Below are 23,232 nucleotides of genomic sequence, written 5' to 3' on the forward strand. Positions count from 1 at the left end.
ATTCATTGCCTTTGTAGGTGGTATCTTCAGTCTGAGCGCAGTCCTAAAAAGGTTTTGTGCGAGTAGCACCATATGGCTGAGCACGATCTGAAACAAACCATTATTATGTGAGTAGCACCGTATGGCTGAGCGCAGCCTGAAAATAGCTTTTATGTTGTAGCACCGTATGGCTGAGCGCAGACGAAGTAAGGTGCTACTGCCTCTTATCAATTACACTAATAGGTTTCCTTCCCAGTTTAGACATCCGCAATTTTTGAATCTCTTCGTTCGGGCAAATTTCAATGTTGGGAGAAACTCGCAACTTGGACCTAAAATGGTCTTTAATGGCCTGCATTAATTTAGGGTCCGCTGAAGATGAAGCAATTTTTATAAGGATTTCATCTGTACCAATCTCATTATGATATATCTCGAATACATAGCCTTCTACTTCTTCAAAATCGTTCAGAAGATTATCCATTGCAGGAGGGTAGAGGGTGGTGCCTTTGTACTTGATCATTTGTTTTTTACGGCCAACTACAGGTCCTAAACGCATGGTATTTCTACCACAGGCACAAGGCGAAGTATGGGCCACAACAATATCTCCTGTCTTAAAACGCAATAGGGGCATGGCTTCCACGCCAAGTGTGGTAATGGTAAGTTCTCCTTCCTGACCATTAGCTACGGGCTGATTATCCTCATCCAAAATTTCGGCAATAATAAGCTCCGGATGATGGTGTCCTCCTTGTTGTTCTGAACATTCGGCAAAAGCCGTACTCATTTCGGTAGAGGCGTAGGTAGAATACAACTCAATATTCCATTTTTCTTTTATTTTTTGGGCAAGAACGTTCAATGAAAAATCTTGGTTTCGCAAAGATTCACCAATACAAATAGCACCTTTTACGCCAGAGGCATTTACGTCTATCCCATGCGTTTCTGCATATTGAATCAGTTTTAGTAAAAAGGACGGTACAACAATCAGGTAACTGGGTTTGAACTTGGTAATTGTATCCCATTGCAGTTCAGGAATACCTGCTCCTACGCGAATAATACCGGCACCCAGTTTTCTAACGCCCATAAAATAGGCAAGACCGGCCATAAAACGGCGGTCCATGGTCGTAGTCATTTGTAAAATGTCATTTTCGGTAACCCCAGAACAGGTTAAGGAAATGGCTTCGTTATGCGCTAATCGGTCTAAATCTTTATCTGTTTGACCAAGAATTACAGGGTCACCAAGGGTTCCTGATGTAGTTACAAAATCAATGATTTTTGACTTCGGTACACACAGAAAAGCATCATTATTGTTCTGCAATTGCTCTTTGGTTGTTACGGGTATTCTAACCAAGTCTTCAAGTGAATTGATATCAGAAGGAAGTATTTTATACTGCCTAAAAAGACGCCTGTAGTAGGGCGAATTGCTAGTAACGTATGCAATAACCTCTTTAAGCTTCTCTGCTTGAAAGGCCTTAATTTCTTTTATGGATGCTTTTTCTATTTCTGGAATCATTATTTGAGCTTCCTTTTTGATTTTTTAATATATGTATTGATGGCCTCTAAATCCGGTACTGTGGTCACTTCTTTAGTCTTGGCGGTTTCAAAAGCGTTTAAAGCTTCCTTATAAAGTCCGTTTTCGTAGTAATACTGTCCCACAAGAAAATGGACTTCCCAAAAATCGGGATTTACCGCTATAAATTCTGATAAGACAGATGGTTCAATTTTTTCTTCGGCAGCAAGTGCAGCTGTTATCTGACTGTTTAACGCTCTATAACGCTCATAATGGCGGTACGCCAAAGTACGTAGAAAAGGATCCGGTGCTATATTTTTATTTGCGATGGAAATAGGTCTTGCCTTTTGATTTTCGTCGGCATTCTTGAAAACTTCATTTAGGTCGTAAGCAACAAATTCTCCCAATTGATACGGGTTGCTTGACACCCAAACCATAAGGTCTTCTGGTTGAAAAACTATACCGTGATGCGCTAGCATCTGGTTCAACGCTTTTTCGTTACCGTAACCAATACGTTTATCATCAAGTCCGTTTTTGTTTCTTAGGATGTCTACGGCGGTCTGTGGAGTTACTTTTGGTTCTTCGTCCAGAAGTTCTTCCATCCGTTCGTAACGGTATTCGGAATGGCTCTCTAAAATATGTTTTTGGTTCTTTTTATCATTGGCATAGGCCGCACTCTGAAAGTGATTGGAACAAACAAGCTGGTTCCCGTTTTCCACTTCATAAACACCAAAATTATGCGGAGAAACCTCAATCAAGGCTGCTTTTTTATCCTTGGCACTTCCCACGAAAATAGATTCTGAAACAAAGACTTCCCGTTTTTTGGCAATAGCTATTGCTTCCTCAATAGTTGAGGCGTATTGTAAAATTTCTCGGGTTACCAAGGAGATGGGTGTTTTGGCCACCAAAGGAAATTTGGATTTTCCTGCATTAATCGTCACTGTTAAACCTTGGTCGTTCATACCGGAGACTACGCCGATCATACCTCCTACAGGTAACGGACATAAATTTATGACCTTCATCCGGAGCTACTAAAGCAATAATTTTATTCTTAGCAAAATCATCACCTGCATAGAAATCAAAATTACGGCCAATAATCAGTTTGCCGTCTGCCGTTTGATCTCCCCAAGCTGCAAAGGAAGAACAACCTACCAAAGCTAAATCTTGTAGGGCATGACCAATATCGTGCGCTCCGTGAAAATACATGACGCGCGGGTATGGAGCGGCAATGCGGTCATAGTCTTTTGAGGCGTACTGAGAAATGCCGTAAATCTCCGCTTTGTATTGCTCATCTACATTTTTGTACATTTTCCGGTTGAACCAAGCCAAGAATTTCCTGAGTAGTTTTTGTTTTCCTTTTTTTGGTACGAGGTCATCTATCTTCTCAATGAACACACGTTCCTGTTCCTGAAAAAGCTCTTGTGTTAAGCTTCCGGTTTTAAGACCTAATTCGTATGGGTTTCCCGAAACATAGAGCTCGTAAAGACCCTGTTTGTTTTTGGTCAAAAAGTTATTTCCCAGTAGGTATGTAGAATCTGTAAGTTGCTGCCGCTGCGCTATATTCACTTGGTATTGGCTAATGTTGGGCAAATCTTTCAAGGATTTTGAAACACCGCAAGAGCCCAAAAGAAGGGTGAAGCCTATAAGAACGTGTATGTTTCGGAAGATTTTTATCGGCATGAGGTCAATCGGCTATACAAGAAATAATAGTTGGCTAAAGTACGGTGCTCTAACTGTGTTTTTTAGCTTTTAGATTCTTTTCAGTGCGTTTTATGGCCCATCGGTCTTTGTAATCCAACCATTTTTGACCTCGGTATTTTCGAGTAATATTATCAATGTGCCTCATAATCATAACGTTATAAAGCATATTGGCAAAACGCCCAGGTGCCTTGGTAACGCACGTAACGTCATAGAAAACCCACCGTTCAAATACCGGATAGAATGCCAGTAACCGCTAGGCATGTAGAGAGCATCGCCATGTTTCATCTCGGCACGAATTTCTTCGGCATATTGGAGTGCTGGAAATTTCTCAAAATCCGGATTATCCATATCTATGCTTTCAATATTATGAATGGAAAAAGGGACTCTGTACAGGTATTTTGTTTGTTCTGGTGAGAAGAGGTTAACAATCTTGTCGCCATCAAAATGAAAATGCATGCTATCTGGTAAATCAATATCATAGTGCATGAATACTTTGGATGTTCCTCCTCCAAAGAATAATGCGGGAAGTTTTTTAAAGAATTTTAATCCAATATCCGGGTACTCAAAATCTTTGAGCAGTTCCGGCATTTCCTTTAAAATATTATAAAAGAAAATCCTCAGGTCCGTAGGTTCGGTTTTAAGAATTTCTATGTACTCGCTCAGCTTCATTTTCTTCTTCGGCGCGTATACACTTTCCTTATCCTTGGCTGGTTCATTATTGTATAAAGGAACAATTTGATCTCCCGCCAGGTTTTGGATGTAATCTAATTTCCATTTTTCAAACGCTGGCCAATCTTTTGTCAATCCGGTAATCAGAACTGGCTTTTGCGGTTTGTAGTAGTTTTTTATAAAGTCAGCCTTTGAGATGTTTTCTACTCGTTCTACTGGAGTTGTTTTAAACTGTCCCATTATGCATCTATTTTTTCGTTGGTATTCGTACTCCCTTTAATAATTTTATCTAATAGGTATTCACTGCCCAAAATTTCGGAACAGGTAACCACACTACTAATGGTCACTCCTAAAATACCATGCATATTAATGCTTTGGCCCGTAAAAAATAGATTTTTTATTTTGGTTCGTGGAGAAATAAAAGTTTTTAAAGGTATGTTGTAATTTTTGGCGTAACCGTACATAGAGCCTTCATTGCTACCAATATAATCTCTGTAGGATAGTGGGGTAGAAGTATGAACGGATTGTATGCTTTCGCGAATATGCGGAAATTTTTCTTCAAGCACTTTTAAAAATGCTTCTATTTTGGCTTCTTTGAACTCTTCGTAAGTTTCCCCGCGACTATTCTTGTGAGATACTGTGTTGAAGGTGCCAGACCAAGGTTTTAGCTCTTCATAGCGCATATAGGTAATAGCGGTAAGCTGATCAGCCCATTCTCCTTGGTTCTTACGTGTACCCATAGAAACCATATAGGCTTCTGGCCATGATTCTTGAGTGTAGTTATGCGAGTTCCAAACCGATTTGTAATCTTTAAAGTGATAGTAGTTATGGTTTAGATATTTGAATGATTCCGGCTTTAGCACAATGTGAATACTAAATGCCGAGATGGTACTGTCAATACTTTCAATACGGTTGGCGTACGATTTTCTAAAATGTGCCGCTCCCACCATTTTTACGGTAACCTTTGGTTCTATATTAGAAATGAATAAGTCGCCTTTAATGACATCACCCTTTTTTGTTACGACAGAAACTATTTGCTTCTCTTCAACATTAAACTGGGTTACTTCACTATGTTTATAGGTTTCACCACCACTTTCTTTTAATCTCTTAATGAGTAATTTGGTTATCTGGCTACCACCATTGGCACACCTGTATGAGCTTTGAATGTATGAGTTTACGGAGAGCGCATGCACGTAAAAAGGAGTTTTATCTGGTTCTCCTGCGTACAAAAGATTGGAGCCAGCAAGTACGGCGCGTAGCTTTTTATTTTGAGTGACGGAGTCTATATATTCTTTGGCAGGTAAGGTGAAAAGCTCTGTGTTTTCATGATATGGTTTTCCAAGTTTTAGATTGTAAAGAGGAAATTGATTACAAATGTCTTGAAGCTTTTTGCAGTATTGGTGAATGGCTTCTTTTTCTTCTGGAAACCTTTCTACTAGTTGGCGCTCAAAATTTGGGTAGCCTTGCGCATGTGGGTATTCTTTTTCATCGCCATCAAAAGTAATAAGGTCGTAACCATCTTTATCTAAGCGAGTAAGGTTGAGTCCGTCTAAAATATCTAGATACTCAAAATAACGATAGAGGTTCTGTCCTTTTTCCAAGCCGCCTAAATAATGAACACCGGTATCAAAAATAGTACGTTCGCGAACAAAAGTTTGGAGGTTGCCTCCGTACTGGTTATTTTTCTCCAATACGCAGACGCTTTTACCTTCGCGCGCCATGATAATAGCAGAAACGAGACCGCCCATGCCACTGCCAACCACCACTACGTCATAATGCTCTTTCATTAACTGCGTATCTTTTTAAGTAGCCTAAAGTTATCATTTTGTTGGCTAGTAACGAAACCTAATGCTTCTAGCGGAGCTAAATCTATATGCCGTGCCTCTTTTAATAAGATAATAGTTTCAAACTCATTTACCATAAGATTGGTGAGTTGTGTTATTTCAATTTCCATATCTATTAACAATACATCGGCCACGGTTTTCAGGGCTTCGGCTACAGTATCAACTACTTCTATTTTACTATAATTTTTAGTTAGGAAATTACTTTTAAGTAAGACGGACGCTTCTTTGTTTTCTAAGCTCACCGTAATTTTTCTATCAAAAGAATCTAAAGCAAGAAGCAGGTCTAATTGCCCAAAATCTCTGGATAAATGAACAATCTTGCTCTTTTTTCCTACCTCTTGTAGAAGAGAATAGTACGTTTTTCTATTGGTTTCTATATCTAGCTTAACTGCTTTGTAAATAACATCGCCTTTATATCCATAGTTTTCTAAAAGTGCTTTATCCCAATAATTCTCATCTTCAATCTCATCTCTTAGTCTTCTAAATTCACTCCTGAAATATGCTCCTAGTTGTTTAGCACGCTCGCTATAGTTTTTGCCATATTGCGTATCGTGTGCATCTATTTTCGGTAAAAGCTCTATCGTGATTTTTCCATCTCTAATAATAAAACTCCCCTTAGGCAATACTTCAGAATTCCCATGAATAAGCACCGGAAGAATATCCAATTCAAACTGTTGTGCCAAATAAAAAGCTCCTTTATGAAAACGTTTGATTTTGTTGGTTGATGAACGCGTGCCTTCCGGAAAAGCAATTATACTAAACCCTTGGGCTACTTTTTCTTTCAATATAGCTTCACCATTTTCAATACCTCCAGAAACGGGATAGGCTCCAGCTAGTTTTGCTGCGCTACCAAATACGGGTGAGTTATACACCCAGTCATTTACCAAGAATATAATCTTAGGATGTAACATACCAATAGCAAGAATATCTAAAAAGCTGGTATGATTGGCTATAATCATAACGGGCTTTTCAAAAGTCTCGTTATGTGGGTTTCTTATGTTTTTAGATACAAACGGATTAGTGTATAGAACAGAACCCATCAATTTTGAAACCGATTTATGAAAACCTAGGTTCTCTTTCCTTTGGCTATTTGGTGATAGTTTTAATTTAATTACTCCATAGATAGAGTGTAAAAATCCTCCTGTACCAAAATATCCAAATGATAATACGGAATGAATAAAATAGCGTACGGAAATAGGTCGCTTATCTGCACTTCCAATAAAGAGTTTAAACAGTAATGGTTGCAGTGTAAAAGCCACGAATGCAGCGGATAGAATACCTATTAGCGACACCGTAGAAATGGTGTATAAAACAGGATGCTTTGCAAAAATTAAAACCCCTACGCCGGCAATTGTTGTGATGACCGATAGTAATATGGAGGTTTTATGGGTGTGGAGTACCTTTTCTCCTGTTCGGTATTCGGTAAGCAATCCATTGGTGATAAAAATACTATAATCAACACCTAGACCAAATATAAAACTACAGATGATGATATTAAAAATGTTGAATTCAATATGGAAAAGGCCCATAATACCCACGTTCAAAAACCAAGTAAGGAAAATGGGAAGGCTAGTTATTACCGTAAGTGAAAGACTGCGGTAAAATAATAATAGAATAAGCAGAACAACTAGAAATGAATACCCAATTAAACTGTTGAAGTCATTTTTTAAATTCCCTAAAAATGTTTCATTTACCTGTTGACGGTCAATGAGTAAGGTGTTAGGGGAGTTTTCAAAACGTTCGCGCAAAGCATCAATATGGTCATCATCTACCTTTACGAGTGAGGTTATGGTGGTTCCGTTTTCGTCGTTAACGATATAATCATCAAGCGAAAATGATTTTATAGAATCAAACGCAGTTACTTCCATAGGTTGAAAGTCATCATTCAGCAAGTCGTAAAATTGGGAGAATGTGGTAGGTTTGAACCCAAACTCTTTGCTGCTTTCAATAAGGTTTGCTTTGGTTGTATTGATTTTGGACGGAGTCCAGAAATCATTCCACCTTCCAATTTTTTCCTCTTGCGTTTTTTTGGCACGTATGAGTCCGCCAACAGAACTAAAACTCAATATTTTCTTCTTCTCTTCAAGAATCTTTAGCTCGTCATAAAGCGAATCGTTTTGCGTCAAAACAGTTTGTATATCCTTGCCGTATGTTGAGAGATATATAGATTTTGAACTGATGTCCGTTAAGGTTTCCAATCGTTTCCGTGCCTCCTGTAAAACTTCTGTTTCGTAATTTAACTTGGCAATATCCTTATTGAAAACAACTTTGTTATATGTGAATATGCTAATAACAGAAAACAGCACCAATACTATAATGGCCCATTTTGATTTATGAAAGTCGAAAGATGCTACTCGGTCTAAAATCGTCCGTCTGGAACTCACCGCTTTTTTAGGAGAATACACTTGTGGAACGAAGAGTAGGGCAAAAACTGAAGCGCCAAGAACACTTACGGCAGCAAAAATACCAGGTCCTGTAATGCTTGAGACTCTAGAAACAACAGACATAAAAAGGCAGATGCCGTGGTAAGACTGCTCATTAAAATGGAAGGGGCTACTTCTTTATAAAGACTCTCTGCGCCATTTCCGTTTCGTATATGTGTAAGAATATGCAGGGCATAATCTAGCGTAACGCCTAAAAGAACAGAGCCAATACCTAATGAAATAGCGGAAATCTTGTCCCTAATTATACACAGAAAAGCAATAGACAATAGCGCACCAACCAACGTGGGTAGGAAGAGAATAAATGGCAATGCCAGCTTTCGGTAGAACAGCATTAAAATAATGATAAGCAAGGTCATGGCAATACTTACCGTAAACTGAATATCGCTTCTAATCTGTTTGGCATTGGCTACAGCAACCAAGGCTGCACCATAATACTCACTATGTACTTTTGCCTTGTAAGACTTGTTGAGTTTGTCCTGTAGGTCATAAAGCGCATTTGAAAAAGGTAAGTTTTTATCGGTTTCATTTGAGCCATAGGCTGGGGTAAGAAACAGAAGAATGTTCTTTTCTTCTTTATCTAAGAGAAAGCCATTTTTCAATTTAAAATCATCACCAACACCTAATTCTTGTAACCGTTTAAGCGCAATAAAAGAGAGCCGTAATGGGTCTTTAATTATGGTTTTCTTAGCGATTATACCAGATGGAGAAACAAGTGTTCGGTAATTTTCGGCAGTAACTTTGGCAATACTGTCAGGCCTTATTTTTTTTGTGATATTGGAATAGTCGTCCGTTTCTAAAAAGAGCGGCAAGTTTTCGTAAACTAAATCTAGCGTTTTGGGTATATCATCAGAATTAACTCTGCCTTGTATGTTTTTGATGAATTCCGATTGATTTTGCTCCAGACTATCCAGCAAATCTTTGGCATATCGGGTAAGGTCGTCTACGGTGCCTTCTTCCTCTTTTTGTATGTTTATGATAATCTTATCCGTAAACGTAATAGACTTTAAAACCTTTTGAACACGCTGTGCTTCTTCGTTTGCCGGAATTAAAGAGGTGATATCATCTTCAAACTGAATTTTAGATACAATAATAGATAACCCTATAAGAACGACAACAAGTGCCGATACGGATAACATTCGTTTCCGTGCAATGAATTGATATGCCCTAAAAAAGAAACTACCCATTATCTACAACCATTTTTTTCTTTCCAAAGAATATAAGAGATATATAGCCAACAATTCCAAAAAAAAGTGCGGATAAGGAAGCTAGGATAAAGCTACCAATGAGATACGTTTTAAGGTTCTGAAGAAAGTCAAATTTTTCGGTTATGTTTTCCATAGAAAAAGAAATCTCTTCACCTGTTATCATTGCGCCTATTTTAAGACTGAAAAATATAATAAACGGAATTAAAGGAGGCAAGCTAATGTTAGAAAAAGCAAAGGTAATAGCCTTGTTCAAGCCAAAAAGGGCTGCCAGTGCAAAAACGAGTATGGTCTGAAAACCCCAGAAAGGAGCAATGCCTAGAAAAACACCTAGTGCTATGGATAGGGCTTTTGTTTTTGGCTTATCATCACTGCGAAGCAAATCTTCTAAAAGGAATTTTTTAAAACCTTTTTTTTTTATTTTCCGAATGAAGTTGCGTGGCTTTATATAGATGATGGCAACAATGACCAACCAAGTATTGAGTACGCTTATACGCGCAAAATCAGGTACAGTTCTAAAGTGAGAAACCCTTTCCGTTTCATCGTACAAAATACGTACGGGAACATTTTTAACTAAGGTGCCGTTCCATGCCAAACGCACGATTATCTCTATTTCAAACTCAAATTTTGGTGTGTAAAATTTTAAATCCTTTAGTTGTTTTAAAGGATAGAGTCGGTAACCACATTGTGTATCTTGTAGTTTAGTACCCGTTTCAAACCAAAACCAAAAGTTAGAAAATTTATTACCAAAACTACTTTTGCCAGGTACATCTTCCTGTTGCATGTTTCGCGAGCCAATATAGAGCACGTTGGGAGATTCTTCCGCTTGCAACTCATCTAAGAACACAGAAAGGTCTTCTGGAAAATGTTGTCCGTCAGAATCTATGGTTATGGCGTAATCATACCCATGGGATATAGCAGCTTTAAAACCTACCTGAAGCGCGTTTCCTTTGCCTTTATTCTCCGGTAAATGAATTTGCTGTAGAGTTGGATATTCTTTTAGAATGGCCGCCGTGTTATCGGTAGCTCCATCATTTATAACTATGATAGAAGTAGTTCGTTCCAAAATACTGTCAAGTACCCGCTTTAAGGTGCCCGCATTATTATAGGTCGGTACCATTACACAGCAATTAAGTTGCTGCATGGTGTTTTGAAGTGTTGGAATAGGGGTTGACACGAGCAATTTTTTCAAAGGGTTCAGAAAACCGGTTCGAATTTTCTACAAAGATACGTATTACGACCCTTGTAGCAATTGCCTTTCCGTTTCGGTAAAAGCCTCGGATTTTAGAATATATCCTTTAACGAAATTCTTACTATTTTTATTGGAGATGAAACTGTAGTTATTGAGTATAAACTGCTTGTCTTCTTCAATGTTCTTGGTGTAACCCGTAATCTTGGGTACATTCTCTTGAACGCTTAACCTAATACAGTGTATTTCTACATTATTTGGGTCTGCTTCTAGAGCATACTCCAAAAGTTCCTTGCCCTCTTTCATGAAAGTTTTCTTGTCTTTTATACCCTTGGCATATTTAGCCATCATGGCAGATACCGCTCCTTTAAAGGCAACAAGTGTTTTATCATCAGTTTTGGAAACTGAAATCAAATCTTCATGAAGCGCATTGGTGGCACTTTCATTGTCCACCGCTTCAATATAGGCAGATCTTATTTCCTTTAAATCTATTGCAACGGCAACAGTTAAGAAAGAAAATATTGTAAATAGTACTAGTTTTAAATTCATAACATCTAGGTTAAAACAGTAAAAGTAGCGCTAAGCTTTAAAGCCAATGTGTCGTCAAAAGTAGTGGTGTTCTTCACTTTTACCGTATCACCTTCTTCTGTAACGGTTAATGTAAGTTGTATAGTGTCATTCTTCTCAGGATTGATAATAGCCATAAACTTAACGTTCGAAGCAACTGAGAGAAATAAGGTTCTGCCTGTGGCCTGTTCAGTTAATTCTTTAATTATTTGAATCATACAAACACCTTGGCATTACTGGGTTACCATGGGAAATGGCCTTTAAAAACCTTATGTGCAGCATTAAGCTTTACAGTAGCTTTTACTGTTTGCTCTTCTTTTTCAAAACTTTCTACGGTGTATAACCCTTCAATCAGCATTTTTATACAATTTAAATTTATACGCGGCACCTATTTGAAAAACGCCATTTAGGTTACTCCCTGTTTCTTTATAAAGGTCATCTTCACCAAAGAAATCAACACTTATGGTTCCTTGCTTGTATCGTGCTTCAAGAATCAAACCAAAACCAAACTCGTAGCCAATTCCTCCAAGAACAGTAACATCAACAGGTGAAATTTCATCATCACCGTTAAAGTTGGTCAAGTTAACAAAATTGTTCTCAAAGTTAATATCTAGACCCAGACCAAGAATAAAGTGGAGCCCTTTATCCGGAGTCACATAAAATTTATTAGGTAGGCCAATAGAGACGTAATTTATATTTACATCGCCATAGGCAGGTGAATTAGATTTACCACCTTGTTTAGAATACAGAAGTTCTGGCTGCAAAGAGTAGTAATCCGTTATTGGAATGTCTGCGAAAGCGCCAATATAAATTCCAGATTTTGTATCTAGTGCCGTATTACTGATGTTAGAGCTGTTTAAACCTGCCTTTATACCTGGGCGAGTTTGTGCTACAGTTGTTCCTATATTGCAAAGGACCATAGCGAGTATAAAAAGTTTTAATGTCTTCATTTGAATGCTTTTAGTGCAATTGAAGCTTGAAATTATGATGTGCTATTTCAATTTCGTTTGCAAATTGGCCATCTATGTTGGTAAAACTAAAATCTACTTTTTCTTTGTTTCGGTCCACTCTAACAATCTTATTTAATTGATTGTTGGTATAATGAAAATAATGTTTTTTAGAGAGAATATCCGTCTGTAGTATATCATCGTTCTTTAATGAAAAATGATTTTTTACTGGGGATTGCTCTTGTATAAGCGCCTTAAAATCCCTTTTCAAAATATTGATAAGTATTTTTCGGTCTAACTCTTTTAAAATTCGATTTACTTTAAAATCGTCACCTTCAAAAGTAAAGTCGAAAATAGTATTTCCTATTTCTGTGGTAAAAGCAATACGATGATGTTCAGGGCCTAATTTTTTAACGATAAAAATACCACCAAATGATTTATTGAACGCATCTATTTTGGCCTTGTAGACATAATCTTTTTCGGCATTCGCAAAATAGGGGTTTAAAGTTTCTTGAGGTGAATCGCTTTTAGACTCAAACCCATTTTGAACAGGGTAAGAGGCGCAGCCTAGTAATAGAAAAAAACAAAGACTATTGAGTAAAAACCGCATCTGACAAGTTTTTATTCACGACACGATCAGTAAACTTAATTTGTGTATAGTCATCTGATGGTTCGATCATCTTCACTTCGGTTACATCGCCTTTAGCATTAAAAGAAAGGTGAAAAGCTTTAATGAATTTGGAGAATTGCTCATCTTTCGGAAGAAAGTACACCAAACTAGAATCGTTTATTTTAAAATATTTGATATTGAATTCATTGTCATCAAACATATCACCACGTATACTGGCCGTAATAAGCTGGTTGAGCTGTTTGAAAATCTTGTTGGAGCCTACATCCATATTGCTCTTGTTACCATCATCGTTTATGAACAATGTTTCGTCTTTAAACAAGACCGAGTAAGCAAAAGGTTTGGTGTATTCCCATTTTACCAAATTAGGAACTTTAAAAGCAAGTTTACCCTGCGATACAATATCATCGGACAAGAAGTCTAAATGCTTGTATTGCGTAAATTCACTCATTACCGTGGTAGTAGCATCTGCCCTAGTCTTTACTTTAGCCTTTAGGGCAGCAGCTTCTGTTGGGGTCATTTCTTTTTGAGCAAACGCTCCAAGGGAAATAAAAAATATAAGAAAAAGTATCTTATGCATACGCTTCGATTTCTAGTAGCTGGTCAACCGTGACCGACCTCAGATTTTTCTCTCGCAAAAATAACAATAACTGTTCCAAAACGACTATTGTTTTTTCACTGGTATCATGCAGTAATATAATATCGCCCTTTGAAACCTTTCCCGTAATGCGCTTTAAAATGGTTTTTTCCGACCTAAAAGTGGTGTCTAATGAACGCACGTTCCAGCCAATAGAATGTACTTTTTTATGTTCTGCCGCTTTTGCAATCTGCGGGTTGGTAACGCCAAAAATTGGGCGATAGAGTTTTAATTTTTTTTCTGTTAATGCAGATACTAAGTTTTCCGTTCTATTCAGTTCGTTTAGAATTTTATCAAAGGGGAAAAAACCAAAGCTTTTAGAATGTGAGTAGGTGTGGTTACCTATGCTATGACCTTCAGATAGTATTCGCTTTAAAACTTCAGGATGCTTTTCAATCTGTTGACCAACACAGAAGAAAGTGGCCTTTGCGTTATATTTAGCTAATAAGTCCAGAACTCTGGGGGTAAATTTATGGTTTGGGCCATCATCAAACGTTATGGATACCCAATTATTAGGCGTGTTTTTATTGGAGCTTAATGAAGTAAGGTGATAGTTCCATCGGACAAAAAACGAACCAAAAAGTGTGATAAAGAACCAAATAATCAAAATTGAAAAAATGGACCACAACGGTACGTAACCTAAAAAATATAATGCAACCAAGGGAAGCAAAAGAAAAATAATAGCGGTATTTACATTCTTCCGCTTTAGCATTTGCGAATTAAGGTGAGGCTATGGTTTTCTCCTCTGTATTGATTGTAAATTAATATAGTCTTTAGGTCGGATGGTTCAATAGCGTTTAGTTTCACAACATCAGGAATATTCTGTGTCTTTAGGATTTTATTCGCCAACCAAAATGCAAATCCAGTTGCGGTATCAAATTCACCCGAAAGATGTTTGTAATATGCTTGTGGCGTATCGTTAAATAGGGTAGTGCTGAGTTGTTCGTAATAACCGTCATAGTTAACATCGCCATTGTTACCAAGTATAATAAGGTCTATGTCGTTTAAGCTAAGGTGTTGACGTTCTAGAAAAGCAACTATTTTTCCTTCGACACGTTCTTTAGAAAGGGTGTTGAACGTTTTAACGGCAACCAATTCTGAATACGTAGAAGGCGATTTTTCTGTGGAAAGCACAAAAAAGTGAGACCCCTCACCCATTACCATGCCCTCGGTCTTTGATTGTAAAAGTTCCTTGAATGCTACAGGTTCTTTTTTAATATGACCAATTAAACGGTGGGTTGTAACGTGATGTTCAACAAGCTCATCTACTCCGCCAACTAGCACGGTATTAACTTCGTCATTTTCGAGCATTATTTTGGCATCAATCAATGATGACTCAAAAGAAACAGCTGAATGTACAAAGGTGAAATTATGTCCTTTACAGCCAAGGCCCAATGCAATTTGCCCGGCCACGGTATTGTGTGAGGATTGTATAAAACGAGTAGGAGTTAAAAATTGTTCGTCGTTTTTGATGATGTCGCTTACGAAACGTTCAGAATCACCAATGCAACCTAATCCTGTCCCTACAATAATCGCGTCTACATTCTCTATACCAGCTTCTGTAAGGGCATTTTTAGAGCTTACTGTGCTCATCTTTATACCGCGTGCCATACGGCGTGCAGCTGCTGGGGGAATGTATTCTTTATAGTTGGGGTCAATTACATGAATAACGGTGTCGTTATAGTCCGTAATCTCGTTAAGAAACTCGTTGTTTTCAAAAGTCTTTTGGGCCGAAACCGAACCTACGCTATTTATATAAACTGGTTTCATTAGGCTTCTTTAGAAAAGATTAAAGTAGAGCAATTCCCTCCAAACCCAAATGAATTAGAGAGTACATGGCGTAATTCTTTTTGTTTTACCGTGGTCTGCGGAAGCAGGGTAAATTCCTTCATTGGAGTTGTAAAGTTCAGGTTAGGGTAAATTATATTGTTCTGTAATGCCAAAACTGAATAAACAGCTTCAATACCGCCTGCTACTGCCAATGTGTGGCCTGTAAATGCTTTAGTTGAGCTAAATTCTGGTACGTTTTCTCCAAATGTTCTTAGTAACGCACGACCCTCGGAAAGGTCATTATTTGGTGTTGCGGTACCATGTGCATTCACATAATCAATATCAGATGGGTCTAAACCTGCTACTTTCAATGCTTTTTCCATGGCCAGAACAGCTCCGTCACCATTTTCGGAAGATGCGGTTTGGTGGTAGGCATCATTTGCATTGCCATAACCAGTTACGTAGCCTAATACTTTTTTGTTATCTCTTTTTACAATCTCATCAGATTCTAAAACTAGATAGGCAGCGGCTTCACCAAGGTTAAGCCCTTTTCTTTCATCATCAAAAGGAGTGTTGTGCGTATCGGATAGAATCATCAAGGTCTTAAAACCGTTGATGGTAAATTTGCAAAGACTATCTGTCCCGCCAACAATAACACGATCTAATTGACCTGATTTTATCATACGTGCACCCAACATAATTGCGTTGGCTGCAGAGGAGCAAGCTGTACTTATGGTTGAAGCAAAACTTTCCGTTAGCCCTATGTGGTTTGCAAGTTTTTGGGTAGAGTCTCCTGCATGAAGTCCGTTTATATGACCCCAATGCTCGTCACTTTCTAGGTATTCAAAATAATATTTTTCAGATTGGTCCATGCCACCCACGGTAGTTCCTGAAATGAGTCCGGTTTCGCAATCGTTTATATCGGTAACTCCAGCTTGTGAAATAGCTTCATCAGCAGCAATCATGGCTAAAAGAGCAGTTCTGGACACAGCTTCTTCTTTGGCGATTCCCAATTTTTGTTTCAGTTGGTCATTGGTCATTTCTATTTCGCCAACCATAATATCGTCCTTATGCACGGTATCTATTTTTGAAATTCTAGAAATACCTACCTCGCCAGAAACTAGCGCATTATAGTTTTCTTGCACATTGTCTCCAATGGCAGAAATAGCACCCATGCCCGTAATTGCTACGCCCTTTCCCATATTAATTTGGAAGTATTATAGATATAATAATAAAAATACGAATATTGGTCTTAAGTGCGATTCTTAAATAGCGCTTACGATTGTTTGATGGTGTGCTTAGAAGCGATGTAGTTCTTAGTTCGTACGATTTGCAGTAATATAAGCTGCCATGGTATCGATAGACTCAAAAATTTTGCGTCCCTCTTTAGGGTCAGCCAATCTAATGCCATAATCTTTATCGAGCATTACAATAAGTTCTAATGCGTCAATAGAGTCAAGACCAAGGCCTTCACCAAAAAGCGGATCGGTATCTGCGATTTCGTCAACGGAAACATCTTCTAAGTTTAATTGCTCGATGATTTTTTCCTTCAATTCTAGTTTAAGTTCGCTCATTTTGTTCTGTATAATTTAGTCAGTTCTCCTGTATCAAAGGGTAATAGACCTTTTTTAGCGATAACGTATAAAAACGCATCATATTTTCCTTTGTCATAATCAACCCAGCCACAAAGTACTTCGTTTGCCTTACCTGTTTCTAGCAAATCATTGGCATAATCTGACAATAAATGGGGGTTAAACTCGGCAAAGATAAAGAAACTATTTTCAGAATACAGTTTGTGGCGAATGCTAATTTCACCCATGCAGATATTTGGAAGGGTGTAAACAAACACGGCCGGACTGGCATATGCGCCTGATTGGTCACTAATAGCGTCTTGATGCTTTCGGTCAGTATCTAAACTAGAAGCGCTGTTTGAAAGAACAAGAGCCGTATTTTCTTCGTTGTTGTCTTTTAATAGAACCTCGGCACCCATGAAAGCCAGTTTGCTCAGATTATCCATTTTAAAGAACTTAGAATAATCGGTTTCAAAATGTTTGTACGCCGCCTTTATAAAAGCGGGAAACTCTTCTGAATCATCAGAAAAGAGAACTTCTCCGTTCTTCGAAATCTTGCCGTTAGAAATGTGGCAGTACGATTTTATATGATAGCCTATGGCGTACTCATGAATTGACTTTTTGAAAAATTGCAGCTGTATTACATCCGCCAAAACCAGAAGCGGTCTTTAGAAAAATACTACTTTCTTTTGCTGTAGTTTCTGTTATAATGTTCAAAGGCTGAGATACACCCAGTTCCTGAAAACCCAACGAGGCAAAAAGTGTATTTGAATGTAGGGAATACATGCCGATAATGGTTTCCAAAAGACCGGAAGCACCAAGGGTATGTCCAAAATATCCTTTTAAACTATTTAAAGGTGTGTCTTGTAAATAGGCACGGTTGAAAGCTATGGCTTCCATTTCATCATTGAACATGGTAGCTGTACCATGCGCAGAAATATAATCTATAGCTTCAGCTTCTATGTTTGCTTGGTTCATTGCAGAAACAACACTACGGTAAAGACCTTCGCCTGTTCGGGAAGGGCCAGATATGTGGTTAGCATCATTGCATGAGGCTTCTCCTATAATGCGAACCGATTCGTTTACAAGATGGTCTTCGTCTTTAGTAACGAGCACACTGCAACCTACTTCTCCAATGTTAATTCCCGCACGGGTTTTACAAAAAGGTCTGCACGGTAGTTCGCTCAAAGCTTGAAACGAGTTGAAACCCGTTAAAATAAATTGACTCACTAAATCTCCAGCAACCACAAAAACGTGGTCATAACGTTTTTGATGAATAAACCGTTTAGCTACGGCTAGTGCTAAAACTCCAGAAACACAGGCATTAGATAGTACAATAGCTTCGTTTTTAAAACCGAAAAAAGTTTCTATTTTTTTACCTAGTTCACTTAGATATGCCCTGTTTTGATCAAACGGGTTATCAGCATCCAATACATCAATATTACCTTTTGTGGTAGATACGATTAAACCAACTCTATCTGTAAGTTCTAAACCTGATTCTTTAAGGGTGTTGGCTAAAGAAACTAGAAGTATTTGCTCTAGTCTTGTATAATCTTCTTGTGGATTGAGTTTTTGGAATGCTTTAGATAAGTTGTCTTGTGCGATGAGGGAGGAATAAAAAGGGTTTGGTAGAATTTTGGAATCATCTACCAGTGATAGTCCGGATACCTCGTTTTTAATGCTATCAACTGCAGAAGCACTATCAAATCCGTAAGCGGAAACAATGTTGTTATGTGATAGATAAATGTTACTCATCTAAAAGGCCTACTTTTTTCTTCCATTCGGCAAAAAACTCAGGGATTACCAAAGACAGTTCGCCTCCCAATTCTACAAATACCTGAACGGTCTGTCCGGTACAAACAACAGCTCCCTTAGGATTGTAGATTTCATATTTAAAAATCAGTTTTGCTGCTTGAGAATCTATATAAGTCGTTTTAATTGTAGCCACATCGCCATAAGTTAAAGGAAGCTTATGCTCACATGCCGATTTTACGATTGGCGTAGAGAAATTATGGTCTTTTTGGTCTAGGTACGATATACCATGGTGACGCCCAAAAGCTTCACGACCATCTTCAAAATACTGAATATAATTACCGTGCCAGACAATACCCAGTGGGTCCGTTTCTGCAAAACGTACGCGGACTTCGCTAGTGAAACTAATTTCTTTTTTGGTGTTAGACGGCATTTTTTCTTTCGTTATAGATAATTGCTATGAGCGTGGTGACCACGAAAAATATCAATAAAAGAGATATTTCGGGGATAATTTCAACAAAGGTTGCGTTGCGCAAAAATACATCATAAAATGCACTTAGACCCCAATTCATAGGTGATAGGTTAGACAGTACTTGCATAAATTTAGGCATGGCAAATACCGGAACCCAGACACCGCCAATTGCTGCAAGGATAACCACAAAAGTAGCCCCAAAAGGTGCTGATTGTTCTTGGGTCTTGGCAATAGTCCCTAATAATAAACCAAGGCCCACAGCTGCTAAACCAGCAAAGAAGGCTACGACAAATAATAGAGGCAGTCTACCTGTTACATCTAGTTTAGGTAAACCAATTAGTGGAAAGAGAAAAATTCCAACCGCTAACATAAGTGCGAATTGCACTAAAGAAACCACTAGGAATACAATAGTCTTTCCACCAAGAACTGTAGCGTATGAGACAGGATTTGTTCTTAAGCGCACAAAAGTACCTATTTTTTTCCTTCACCATATTTATAGCCAAAGGCAGAATAATGAAAAATATCGCAAAGAGAGTCCATGCAGGGATATTATGCTGCGTGGAGTTGGGAATTAGGGCTTCTTTATACTTGCTAGGTACAATTTCGGTAAAGGTGATAAACTTTTCAGTTTCAAAAATGTCTTCGGAAGGGTCATCTGTTAATTGCTCTTGAAAGGCTGTATAGATGGTTTCTGTTTCTATTTTAGAAATCATCTTATCAATATTATTCCGAACAGAACTTTTAAAAGACTGCTGTGTGGCCGGGTCAAAATAAAGCTTCACTTCCTTAGGCATCATCTTGGACTTTACTTCTGGAATACTTTCTTCATTATCACTGAATTTGGAAAGAATACCATCTACATTTTCGTTGATTTTAATCTGAAGGTCCGATGATAGATTTTCTGGTATCACTATGGCCAGTTGGTAATCGCCTTTCAATACCTGCTGTTTGGCTTCTTCGTCACTAGCAGCCATATCTACTTGAAACAATTTGGAGTCTGCCAAGCTCTTTAGAATATCTTCAGACACTTTTCCTTTATCCATATCTACCAAAAGAATGGGCAACTTGGTCTCTTTTATGCTTTTGAATGAATTGTCTTGAATTGTAGTGATGACAATAACCAATAGTAAAGGCATTAGGAATAGAACGGCCAGTCCGCCAAGATCACGTGTAACGAGTAAAAATTCTTTATATGTAGATGCCCAGAGTTTATGCATGATCCCGAAGTGCTTTACCGGTTTTGGCCAAGAATACTCCTTCTAAGTTTTCGGCATTTTCTTCCTGAGCTATAAGTTCTTGTGGTTTTCCTAAGCATATAAGCGTTCCGTGGTCAATAATGCCCACACGGGTACAAAATTTCTCGGCTTCGTTCAAATGGTGAGAGGTATAAATAATAGTCGTTCCTGCTATATTTAATTCTTTTAAATGTGCCATGATCACATTTTTGGACTGTACATCAACACCCACTGTGGGTTCGTCTAAAAACAGTACTTTGGGATTATGCAGAATACTTGATATTAGGTTGATGCGTCGTTTCATTCCTCCAGAAAAGGCGTCTATTTTTTTATGTGCGAATTTTGCTAGTCCCATCGCTTCAAGATGTGTATTGACGTCGTCTTTCAATGACTGGCCTTTTAAACCATACATACTTCCAAAATACATGAGGTTTTCATAAGCGGTCAAAGAAGGGTAAAGCGCATATTCCTGAGGGACAATTCCAATCAATTGCTTTAGTTGGTTTTTATTGTCTTTGTAGTTCAATCCATCAATAGTAAAATGGCCTGAAGTTGGTTTTAGCAATGAGCTGAGCATAGAGATTAAAGTAGTCTTGCCGGCACCGTTTGGGCCTAAAAGTCCAAAAATCTCGCCGTTCTCTATAGTCAAGTTCAAATCACGGACGGAAAAATCGTCCGCTCCTTTGTACTTTTTTGAAAGCTCATTAATCTGAATCATGATGTCAAAACTAATCGAAATTTATAAGATAAAACATGATTTCTCCTATTTACGGCGATAGAATTTAAGTTGGGATTAAATTGCCTTTTTTAGTTTCTTAAAAAAGGCCGCTTCGCTATTGGCAATGGCCTCAAGTTGGTCCGCAACTTTATTATAAGCATCATCTTGAGCACTACGATTTTTATAGATACGTGATGCGTTTACCGCAAAATCACGCCAATCGTCACCAATTTGAGTCATTTCTTTAGAAAGTTCTTTTAGGTTTTCGTTATCAAGAATTTGGCTAGCTTCCTGTAGAAAAGCAGCGTATATATAACGAAATCCACCACCTCCGGTGCCTATTTCTTCTTGCATACGTACAACCTGTCCTAAATAATGGTTTGCGACTTTAGCACCTTTTTTCTTAGGCCATTTGCGGATAAGTTTTGAAATAGTCTTGATGCCGTTGGTTCCTACAATGGGGAAGGGGGCGGTCATTTCACGACAGGTTTGTTTAATCCCTTTTATAATGGCACTCTTCAATTCTAGTTTTTCTGGAAACTCAGTAGGATAATAAATATGGCCTTTAGGTGCAAAAGCCCCTTTGGCAAAACGAACCTTTTCTAGTTGTTTCTCGGTTAAAGTGGTAACCTGTTCCATAACAGGGTCGCTAATTAGGTAGTTGTCGTTCTCCTTACCATAGACTACCAAATTATGCGCGTTAAAGTGAAACCGATATTCATCCGGGAAGTATAACAGATTGTAAACTCCTACCTGTAAGCCAACAGGATTATTCTTTTTTAGATTTTCATCTAAACGAGCTTTTGCAGATTCAGGATTGCTGAATTTTTCACGTTTTATCTTGATGCCCACTCTCTTTGCAAACCTATTGAAAATAAACCTTGGCATAGCCCTGTAGGTTACTACGGGTGCGTGGTTCACTTTTAAAAATGGAATATAACAGAACAATAGGCCTGATCCTATGCCGAAAACCATGGGCTCGCTTACTTCAAAACCGTTGTGGCGCATTAGGTTGCTTACCACACCATTTTCGCAATGTGCCGATTGTTTGTGAGTGAATTCTATTTGCATGGGGATGTTTAAGAAATGTGTTTCAGTTCTTCAATGCTGATATCGAAAACATCGGCATATTTTTGAAGGGTCTTTTGATTTAACTTTTGAAAATTTTTTGGCTTAAAATGTCGCTTTACACGCCATTGCCAAAGACCAACATAGCTAGATAGAATGGGTAAATCCATTTTATGTAGTTCCATGTAATATTCAATGGGACTAGTCTCGTTTTTCTGAACGCGTTCTTTGGCGTTCGCCACGCGTTCTTCTATGTCTTTTATAGCATTGCTAAGGGCAATAGTCTTGGGGTCCCAGCCAGAGCTTAATTCTGTAGTGTACTCACCGTTTTCATCTACGGCATAGGTGAGTTCTTTGGTTTGGGCAGTTTCTAATAGGCCTTTATCTTGTGGTACTTCTTCTTTTTTCACTGGTCGTTGTTTTGGGGGATTATTAAATTTTCCCTCTTAAACTTCATGGATCAAAAAGTTCAATGTACAAGCTACGATTAATTCTCCGTTTCTGAAAGTCTCAGAAGCTATGGTGCAGCTGCTAAAGGCATCGTTGTCATATCTAGAAACAAGTTCGCCTTTAGTGGATATGGTTTCGCCTACTTTTGGCAATGCTGTTATGTGTACTTTTTTTACGGCACTAATATAACCTATGACTTTGCTTTTGCTACCGTCCTTATCGTCGTCGTCAAAAAAACTTTGACCAACAATGGCAGCACAGGTTTGAGCGGCATTTTCAATAAGTCCGGTTTCTGATAAGTATCCGTCTTTTACGAAAATGCAGGATTCTTCTACTTTAAAGCGAGTTTCAACAGAGGTTTCATCAAGATACGGAGTAACGCTGGCCATGAGCATAGGTTCACGGTGCGGTAGAAAATTCTTGATGTCTATGTTAATTCGTGCTTCCAAATTAGTTTGCCAATGCGGTTTTCATTTCACTTGAGGTCAATATAATTCCTTCGCAGGTTACTGTGGCGGATACTAAGGTAATGCCCATAATATCGTGTAGAATCTCTACTGTAGTTTCTAATTCTTGGCCAACAAAAGGTAAAGCGTTTACGGTAGCTTTCTTTATAGCGCCAATATATCCTGTAGGAGCTGGTTTTTGAGCTAAGTAATATTTGTATCCCGTATGTAATGCAACGGTTTGTGCCATATTTTCTATAAGGCCTGGAGCCATGAATCGGTTCTCAAAAACGAATAGGTTATCTTCAGGAACAATAAAGCCAGATACAATCTTAGTGTCTGTATATTGAAGTAATTTGCCCACCATTATAAAAGGTGGTTTCTGCGGAATGAGATTTTGTAGAAACTCTTGATCGGTTATGGTTTCCTTCAATAAGTTCAT

25 protein-coding genes and 2 pseudogenes are annotated in these 23,232 nt (G+C 38.2%); all 27 read right to left on the minus strand.

Features of this window, described 5'->3' with window-relative positions; all coding sequences use genetic code 11:
* Positions 1–193: 193 nt before the first annotated feature.
* Positions 194–1,483 (minus strand): flexirubin biosynthesis putative acyl-CoA ligase FlxY, encoded by a 1,290-nt coding sequence (flxY, locus tag Q5W13_RS10200; RefSeq protein WP_304446221.1) that lies wholly within the window; start codon positions 1,481–1,483, stop codon positions 194–196.
* Complete coding sequence (locus Q5W13_RS24905) at positions 1,483–2,502, minus strand: C45 family autoproteolytic acyltransferase/hydrolase (RefSeq protein WP_368662515.1); 1,020 nt, start codon at positions 2,500–2,502, stop codon at positions 1,483–1,485. The genes flxY and Q5W13_RS24905 overlap by 1 nt, the downstream gene beginning before the upstream one ends.
* Entirely contained in the window at positions 2,411–3,079 is a 669-nt protein-coding gene (locus tag Q5W13_RS24910; protein WP_368662516.1) for a C45 family autoproteolytic acyltransferase/hydrolase, read from the minus strand. The genes Q5W13_RS24905 and Q5W13_RS24910 overlap by 92 nt, the downstream gene beginning before the upstream one ends.
* 249 nt (positions 3,080–3,328) lie before the next feature.
* Positions 3,329–4,090: a cupin-like domain-containing protein gene (locus Q5W13_RS10210; protein WP_368662517.1), complete on the minus strand. Its 762-nt coding sequence runs from the start codon at positions 4,088–4,090 to the stop codon at positions 3,329–3,331.
* The gene (locus Q5W13_RS10215; protein WP_304446222.1) at positions 4,090–5,637 is read right to left on the minus strand and encodes a phytoene desaturase family protein; all 1,548 of its coding nucleotides are present in this window, start codon (positions 5,635–5,637) and stop codon (positions 4,090–4,092) included. The genes Q5W13_RS10210 and Q5W13_RS10215 overlap by 1 nt, the downstream gene beginning before the upstream one ends.
* Positions 5,637–8,201: a 1-acyl-sn-glycerol-3-phosphate acyltransferase gene (locus Q5W13_RS10220; protein ID WP_304446223.1), complete on the minus strand. Its 2,565-nt coding sequence runs from the start codon at positions 8,199–8,201 to the stop codon at positions 5,637–5,639. Before Q5W13_RS10220 ends, Q5W13_RS10215 begins: the two co-directional genes overlap by 1 nt.
* Entirely contained in the window at positions 8,144–9,322 is a 1,179-nt protein-coding gene (locus Q5W13_RS10225; RefSeq protein ID WP_304446224.1) for an MMPL family transporter, read from the minus strand. Before Q5W13_RS10225 ends, Q5W13_RS10220 begins: the two co-directional genes overlap by 58 nt.
* Positions 9,315–10,460, minus strand: a complete 1,146-nt coding sequence (locus tag Q5W13_RS10230) for a DUF2062 domain-containing protein (RefSeq protein ID WP_438364190.1) — start codon at positions 10,458–10,460, stop codon at positions 9,315–9,317. The genes Q5W13_RS10225 and Q5W13_RS10230 overlap by 8 nt, the downstream gene beginning before the upstream one ends.
* Before the next feature lie 114 nt (positions 10,461–10,574).
* Positions 10,575–11,078, minus strand: coding sequence for a hypothetical protein (locus tag Q5W13_RS10235; RefSeq protein ID WP_304446225.1), 504 nt, complete (start codon positions 11,076–11,078; stop codon positions 10,575–10,577).
* 5 nt (positions 11,079–11,083) lie between these two features.
* Positions 11,084–11,454 (minus strand): annotated as a pseudogene (locus Q5W13_RS25750) (ApeI family dehydratase).
* Positions 11,444–12,046, minus strand: coding sequence for a porin family protein (locus tag Q5W13_RS10245; RefSeq protein ID WP_304446226.1), 603 nt, complete (start codon positions 12,044–12,046; stop codon positions 11,444–11,446). Before Q5W13_RS10245 ends, Q5W13_RS25750 begins: the two are co-directional and overlap by 11 nt.
* A gap of 10 nt (positions 12,047–12,056) precedes the next feature.
* A complete protein-coding gene (gene lolB2, locus Q5W13_RS10250; RefSeq protein ID WP_304446227.1) occupies positions 12,057–12,653 on the minus strand; it encodes a flexirubin biosynthesis protein LolB2 in 597 nt (198 codons plus the stop codon).
* Entirely contained in the window at positions 12,634–13,251 is a 618-nt protein-coding gene (gene lolA2 / locus Q5W13_RS10255) for a flexirubin biosynthesis/transport protein LolA2 (protein ID WP_304446228.1), read from the minus strand. The genes lolB2 and lolA2 overlap by 20 nt, the downstream gene beginning before the upstream one ends.
* Positions 13,244–14,020 carry a polysaccharide deacetylase family protein gene (locus Q5W13_RS10260; RefSeq protein WP_304446229.1) on the minus strand — a complete coding sequence of 259 codons (777 nt, stop codon included), beginning with the start codon at positions 14,018–14,020 and terminating at the stop codon, positions 13,244–13,246. The genes lolA2 and Q5W13_RS10260 overlap by 8 nt, the downstream gene beginning before the upstream one ends.
* The gene (locus Q5W13_RS10265; RefSeq protein WP_304446230.1) at positions 14,014–15,078 is read right to left on the minus strand and encodes a beta-ketoacyl synthase N-terminal-like domain-containing protein; all 1,065 of its coding nucleotides are present in this window, start codon (positions 15,076–15,078) and stop codon (positions 14,014–14,016) included. The genes Q5W13_RS10260 and Q5W13_RS10265 overlap by 7 nt, the downstream gene beginning before the upstream one ends.
* Positions 15,078–16,280, minus strand: coding sequence for a beta-ketoacyl-[acyl-carrier-protein] synthase family protein (locus Q5W13_RS10270; RefSeq protein ID WP_304446231.1), 1,203 nt, complete (start codon positions 16,278–16,280; stop codon positions 15,078–15,080). Before Q5W13_RS10270 ends, Q5W13_RS10265 begins: the two co-directional genes overlap by 1 nt.
* Positions 16,281–16,394: 114 nt before the next feature.
* Positions 16,395–16,652: a phosphopantetheine-binding protein gene (locus Q5W13_RS10275; protein ID WP_155595020.1), complete on the minus strand. Its 258-nt coding sequence runs from the start codon at positions 16,650–16,652 to the stop codon at positions 16,395–16,397.
* Positions 16,649–17,302: a 3-oxoacyl-ACP synthase gene (locus Q5W13_RS10280; RefSeq protein ID WP_304446232.1), complete on the minus strand. Its 654-nt coding sequence runs from the start codon at positions 17,300–17,302 to the stop codon at positions 16,649–16,651. The genes Q5W13_RS10275 and Q5W13_RS10280 overlap by 4 nt, the downstream gene beginning before the upstream one ends.
* A complete protein-coding gene (locus tag Q5W13_RS10285) occupies positions 17,256–18,404 on the minus strand; it encodes a beta-ketoacyl synthase N-terminal-like domain-containing protein (protein WP_304446233.1) in 1,149 nt (382 codons plus the stop codon). The genes Q5W13_RS10280 and Q5W13_RS10285 overlap by 47 nt, the downstream gene beginning before the upstream one ends.
* Positions 18,397–18,834 (minus strand): acyl-CoA thioesterase, encoded by a 438-nt coding sequence (locus tag Q5W13_RS10290; RefSeq protein ID WP_155595017.1) that lies wholly within the window; start codon positions 18,832–18,834, stop codon positions 18,397–18,399. Before Q5W13_RS10290 ends, Q5W13_RS10285 begins: the two co-directional genes overlap by 8 nt.
* Positions 18,824–19,336, minus strand: a complete 513-nt coding sequence (locus tag Q5W13_RS24920) for an ABC transporter permease (protein WP_368662519.1) — start codon at positions 19,334–19,336, stop codon at positions 18,824–18,826. Before Q5W13_RS24920 ends, Q5W13_RS10290 begins: the two co-directional genes overlap by 11 nt.
* A gap of 67 nt (positions 19,337–19,403) precedes the next feature.
* A pseudogene (locus tag Q5W13_RS24925) lies at positions 19,404–20,090 on the minus strand (ABC transporter permease); the annotation flags it as partial.
* Positions 20,083–20,826 carry an ABC transporter ATP-binding protein gene (locus Q5W13_RS10300; protein WP_304446234.1) on the minus strand — a complete coding sequence of 248 codons (744 nt, stop codon included), beginning with the start codon at positions 20,824–20,826 and terminating at the stop codon, positions 20,083–20,085. The pseudogene Q5W13_RS24925 and the gene Q5W13_RS10300, both read right to left, overlap by 8 nt.
* Before the next feature lie 75 nt (positions 20,827–20,901).
* Positions 20,902–21,897, minus strand: coding sequence for a BtrH-related acyltransferase DarH (gene darH, locus Q5W13_RS10305; protein ID WP_304446235.1), 996 nt, complete (start codon positions 21,895–21,897; stop codon positions 20,902–20,904).
* Positions 21,898–21,905: 8 nt separating this feature from the next.
* Complete coding sequence (gene DarG, locus Q5W13_RS10310; RefSeq protein ID WP_304446236.1) at positions 21,906–22,304, minus strand: flexirubin biosynthesis protein DarG; 399 nt, start codon at positions 22,302–22,304, stop codon at positions 21,906–21,908.
* A 36-nt stretch (positions 22,305–22,340) separates the two neighbouring features.
* Positions 22,341–22,793 (minus strand): hotdog family protein, encoded by a 453-nt coding sequence (locus tag Q5W13_RS10315; protein WP_225901947.1) that lies wholly within the window; start codon positions 22,791–22,793, stop codon positions 22,341–22,343.
* 1 nt (position 22,794) lies between these two features.
* A complete protein-coding gene (locus Q5W13_RS10320) occupies positions 22,795–23,232 on the minus strand; it encodes a hotdog family protein (RefSeq protein ID WP_304446237.1) in 438 nt (145 codons plus the stop codon).

This window comes from Zobellia laminariae, assembly GCF_030553095.1.
Classification (GTDB): Bacteria; Bacteroidota; Bacteroidia; order Flavobacteriales; family Flavobacteriaceae; genus Zobellia; species Zobellia laminariae.

What these genes read in the sequence shown, in the direction of transcription:
- flxY (WP_304446221.1), bottom strand. Translation starts at nt 1,483, where the DNA reads ATGATTCCAGAAATAGAAAAAGCATCCATAAAAGAAATTAAGGCCTTT.
- Q5W13_RS10320 (WP_304446237.1), bottom strand. Translation starts at nt 23,232, where the DNA reads ATGAACTTATTGAAGGAAACCATAACCGATCAAGAGTTTCTACAAAAT.
- Q5W13_RS10220 (WP_304446223.1), bottom strand. Translation starts at nt 8,201, where the DNA reads ATGTCTGTTGTTTCTAGAGTCTCAAGCATTACAGGACCTGGTATTTTT.
- Q5W13_RS10285 (WP_304446233.1), bottom strand. Translation starts at nt 18,404, where the DNA reads ATGAGTAACATTTATCTATCACATAACAACATTGTTTCCGCTTACGGA.
- Q5W13_RS10260 (WP_304446229.1), bottom strand. Translation starts at nt 14,020, where the DNA reads ATGCTAAAGCGGAAGAATGTAAATACCGCTATTATTTTTCTTTTGCTT.
- Q5W13_RS10210 (WP_368662517.1), bottom strand. Translation starts at nt 4,090, where the DNA reads ATGGGACAGTTTAAAACAACTCCAGTAGAACGAGTAGAAAACATCTCA.
- Q5W13_RS10235 (WP_304446225.1), bottom strand. Translation starts at nt 11,078, where the DNA reads ATGAATTTAAAACTAGTACTATTTACAATATTTTCTTTCTTAACTGTT.
- lolB2 (WP_304446227.1), bottom strand. Translation starts at nt 12,653, where the DNA reads ATGCGGTTTTTACTCAATAGTCTTTGTTTTTTTCTATTACTAGGCTGC.
- Q5W13_RS10300 (WP_304446234.1), bottom strand. Translation starts at nt 20,826, where the DNA reads ATGATTCAGATTAATGAGCTTTCAAAAAAGTACAAAGGAGCGGACGAT.
- lolA2 (WP_304446228.1), bottom strand. Translation starts at nt 13,251, where the DNA reads ATGCATAAGATACTTTTTCTTATATTTTTTATTTCCCTTGGAGCGTTT.
- Q5W13_RS10265 (WP_304446230.1), bottom strand. Translation starts at nt 15,078, where the DNA reads ATGAAACCAGTTTATATAAATAGCGTAGGTTCGGTTTCGGCCCAAAAG.
- darH (WP_304446235.1), bottom strand. Translation starts at nt 21,897, where the DNA reads ATGCAAATAGAATTCACTCACAAACAATCGGCACATTGCGAAAATGGT.
- Q5W13_RS10270 (WP_304446231.1), bottom strand. Translation starts at nt 16,280, where the DNA reads ATGGGAAAGGGCGTAGCAATTACGGGCATGGGTGCTATTTCTGCCATT.
- Q5W13_RS10215 (WP_304446222.1), bottom strand. Translation starts at nt 5,637, where the DNA reads ATGAAAGAGCATTATGACGTAGTGGTGGTTGGCAGTGGCATGGGCGGT.
- Q5W13_RS24905 (WP_368662515.1), bottom strand. Translation starts at nt 2,502, where the DNA reads ATGAAGGTCATAAATTTATGTCCGTTACCTGTAGGAGGTATGATCGGC.
- Q5W13_RS10245 (WP_304446226.1), bottom strand. Translation starts at nt 12,046, where the DNA reads ATGAAGACATTAAAACTTTTTATACTCGCTATGGTCCTTTGCAATATA.
- Q5W13_RS10225 (WP_304446224.1), bottom strand. Translation starts at nt 9,322, where the DNA reads ATGGGTAGTTTCTTTTTTAGGGCATATCAATTCATTGCACGGAAACGA.
- Q5W13_RS10275 (WP_155595020.1), bottom strand. Translation starts at nt 16,652, where the DNA reads ATGAGCGAACTTAAACTAGAATTGAAGGAAAAAATCATCGAGCAATTA.
- Q5W13_RS10230 (WP_438364190.1), bottom strand. Translation starts at nt 10,460, where the DNA reads ATGGTACCGACCTATAATAATGCGGGCACCTTAAAGCGGGTACTTGAC.
- Q5W13_RS10290 (WP_155595017.1), bottom strand. Translation starts at nt 18,834, where the DNA reads ATGCCGTCTAACACCAAAAAAGAAATTAGTTTCACTAGCGAAGTCCGC.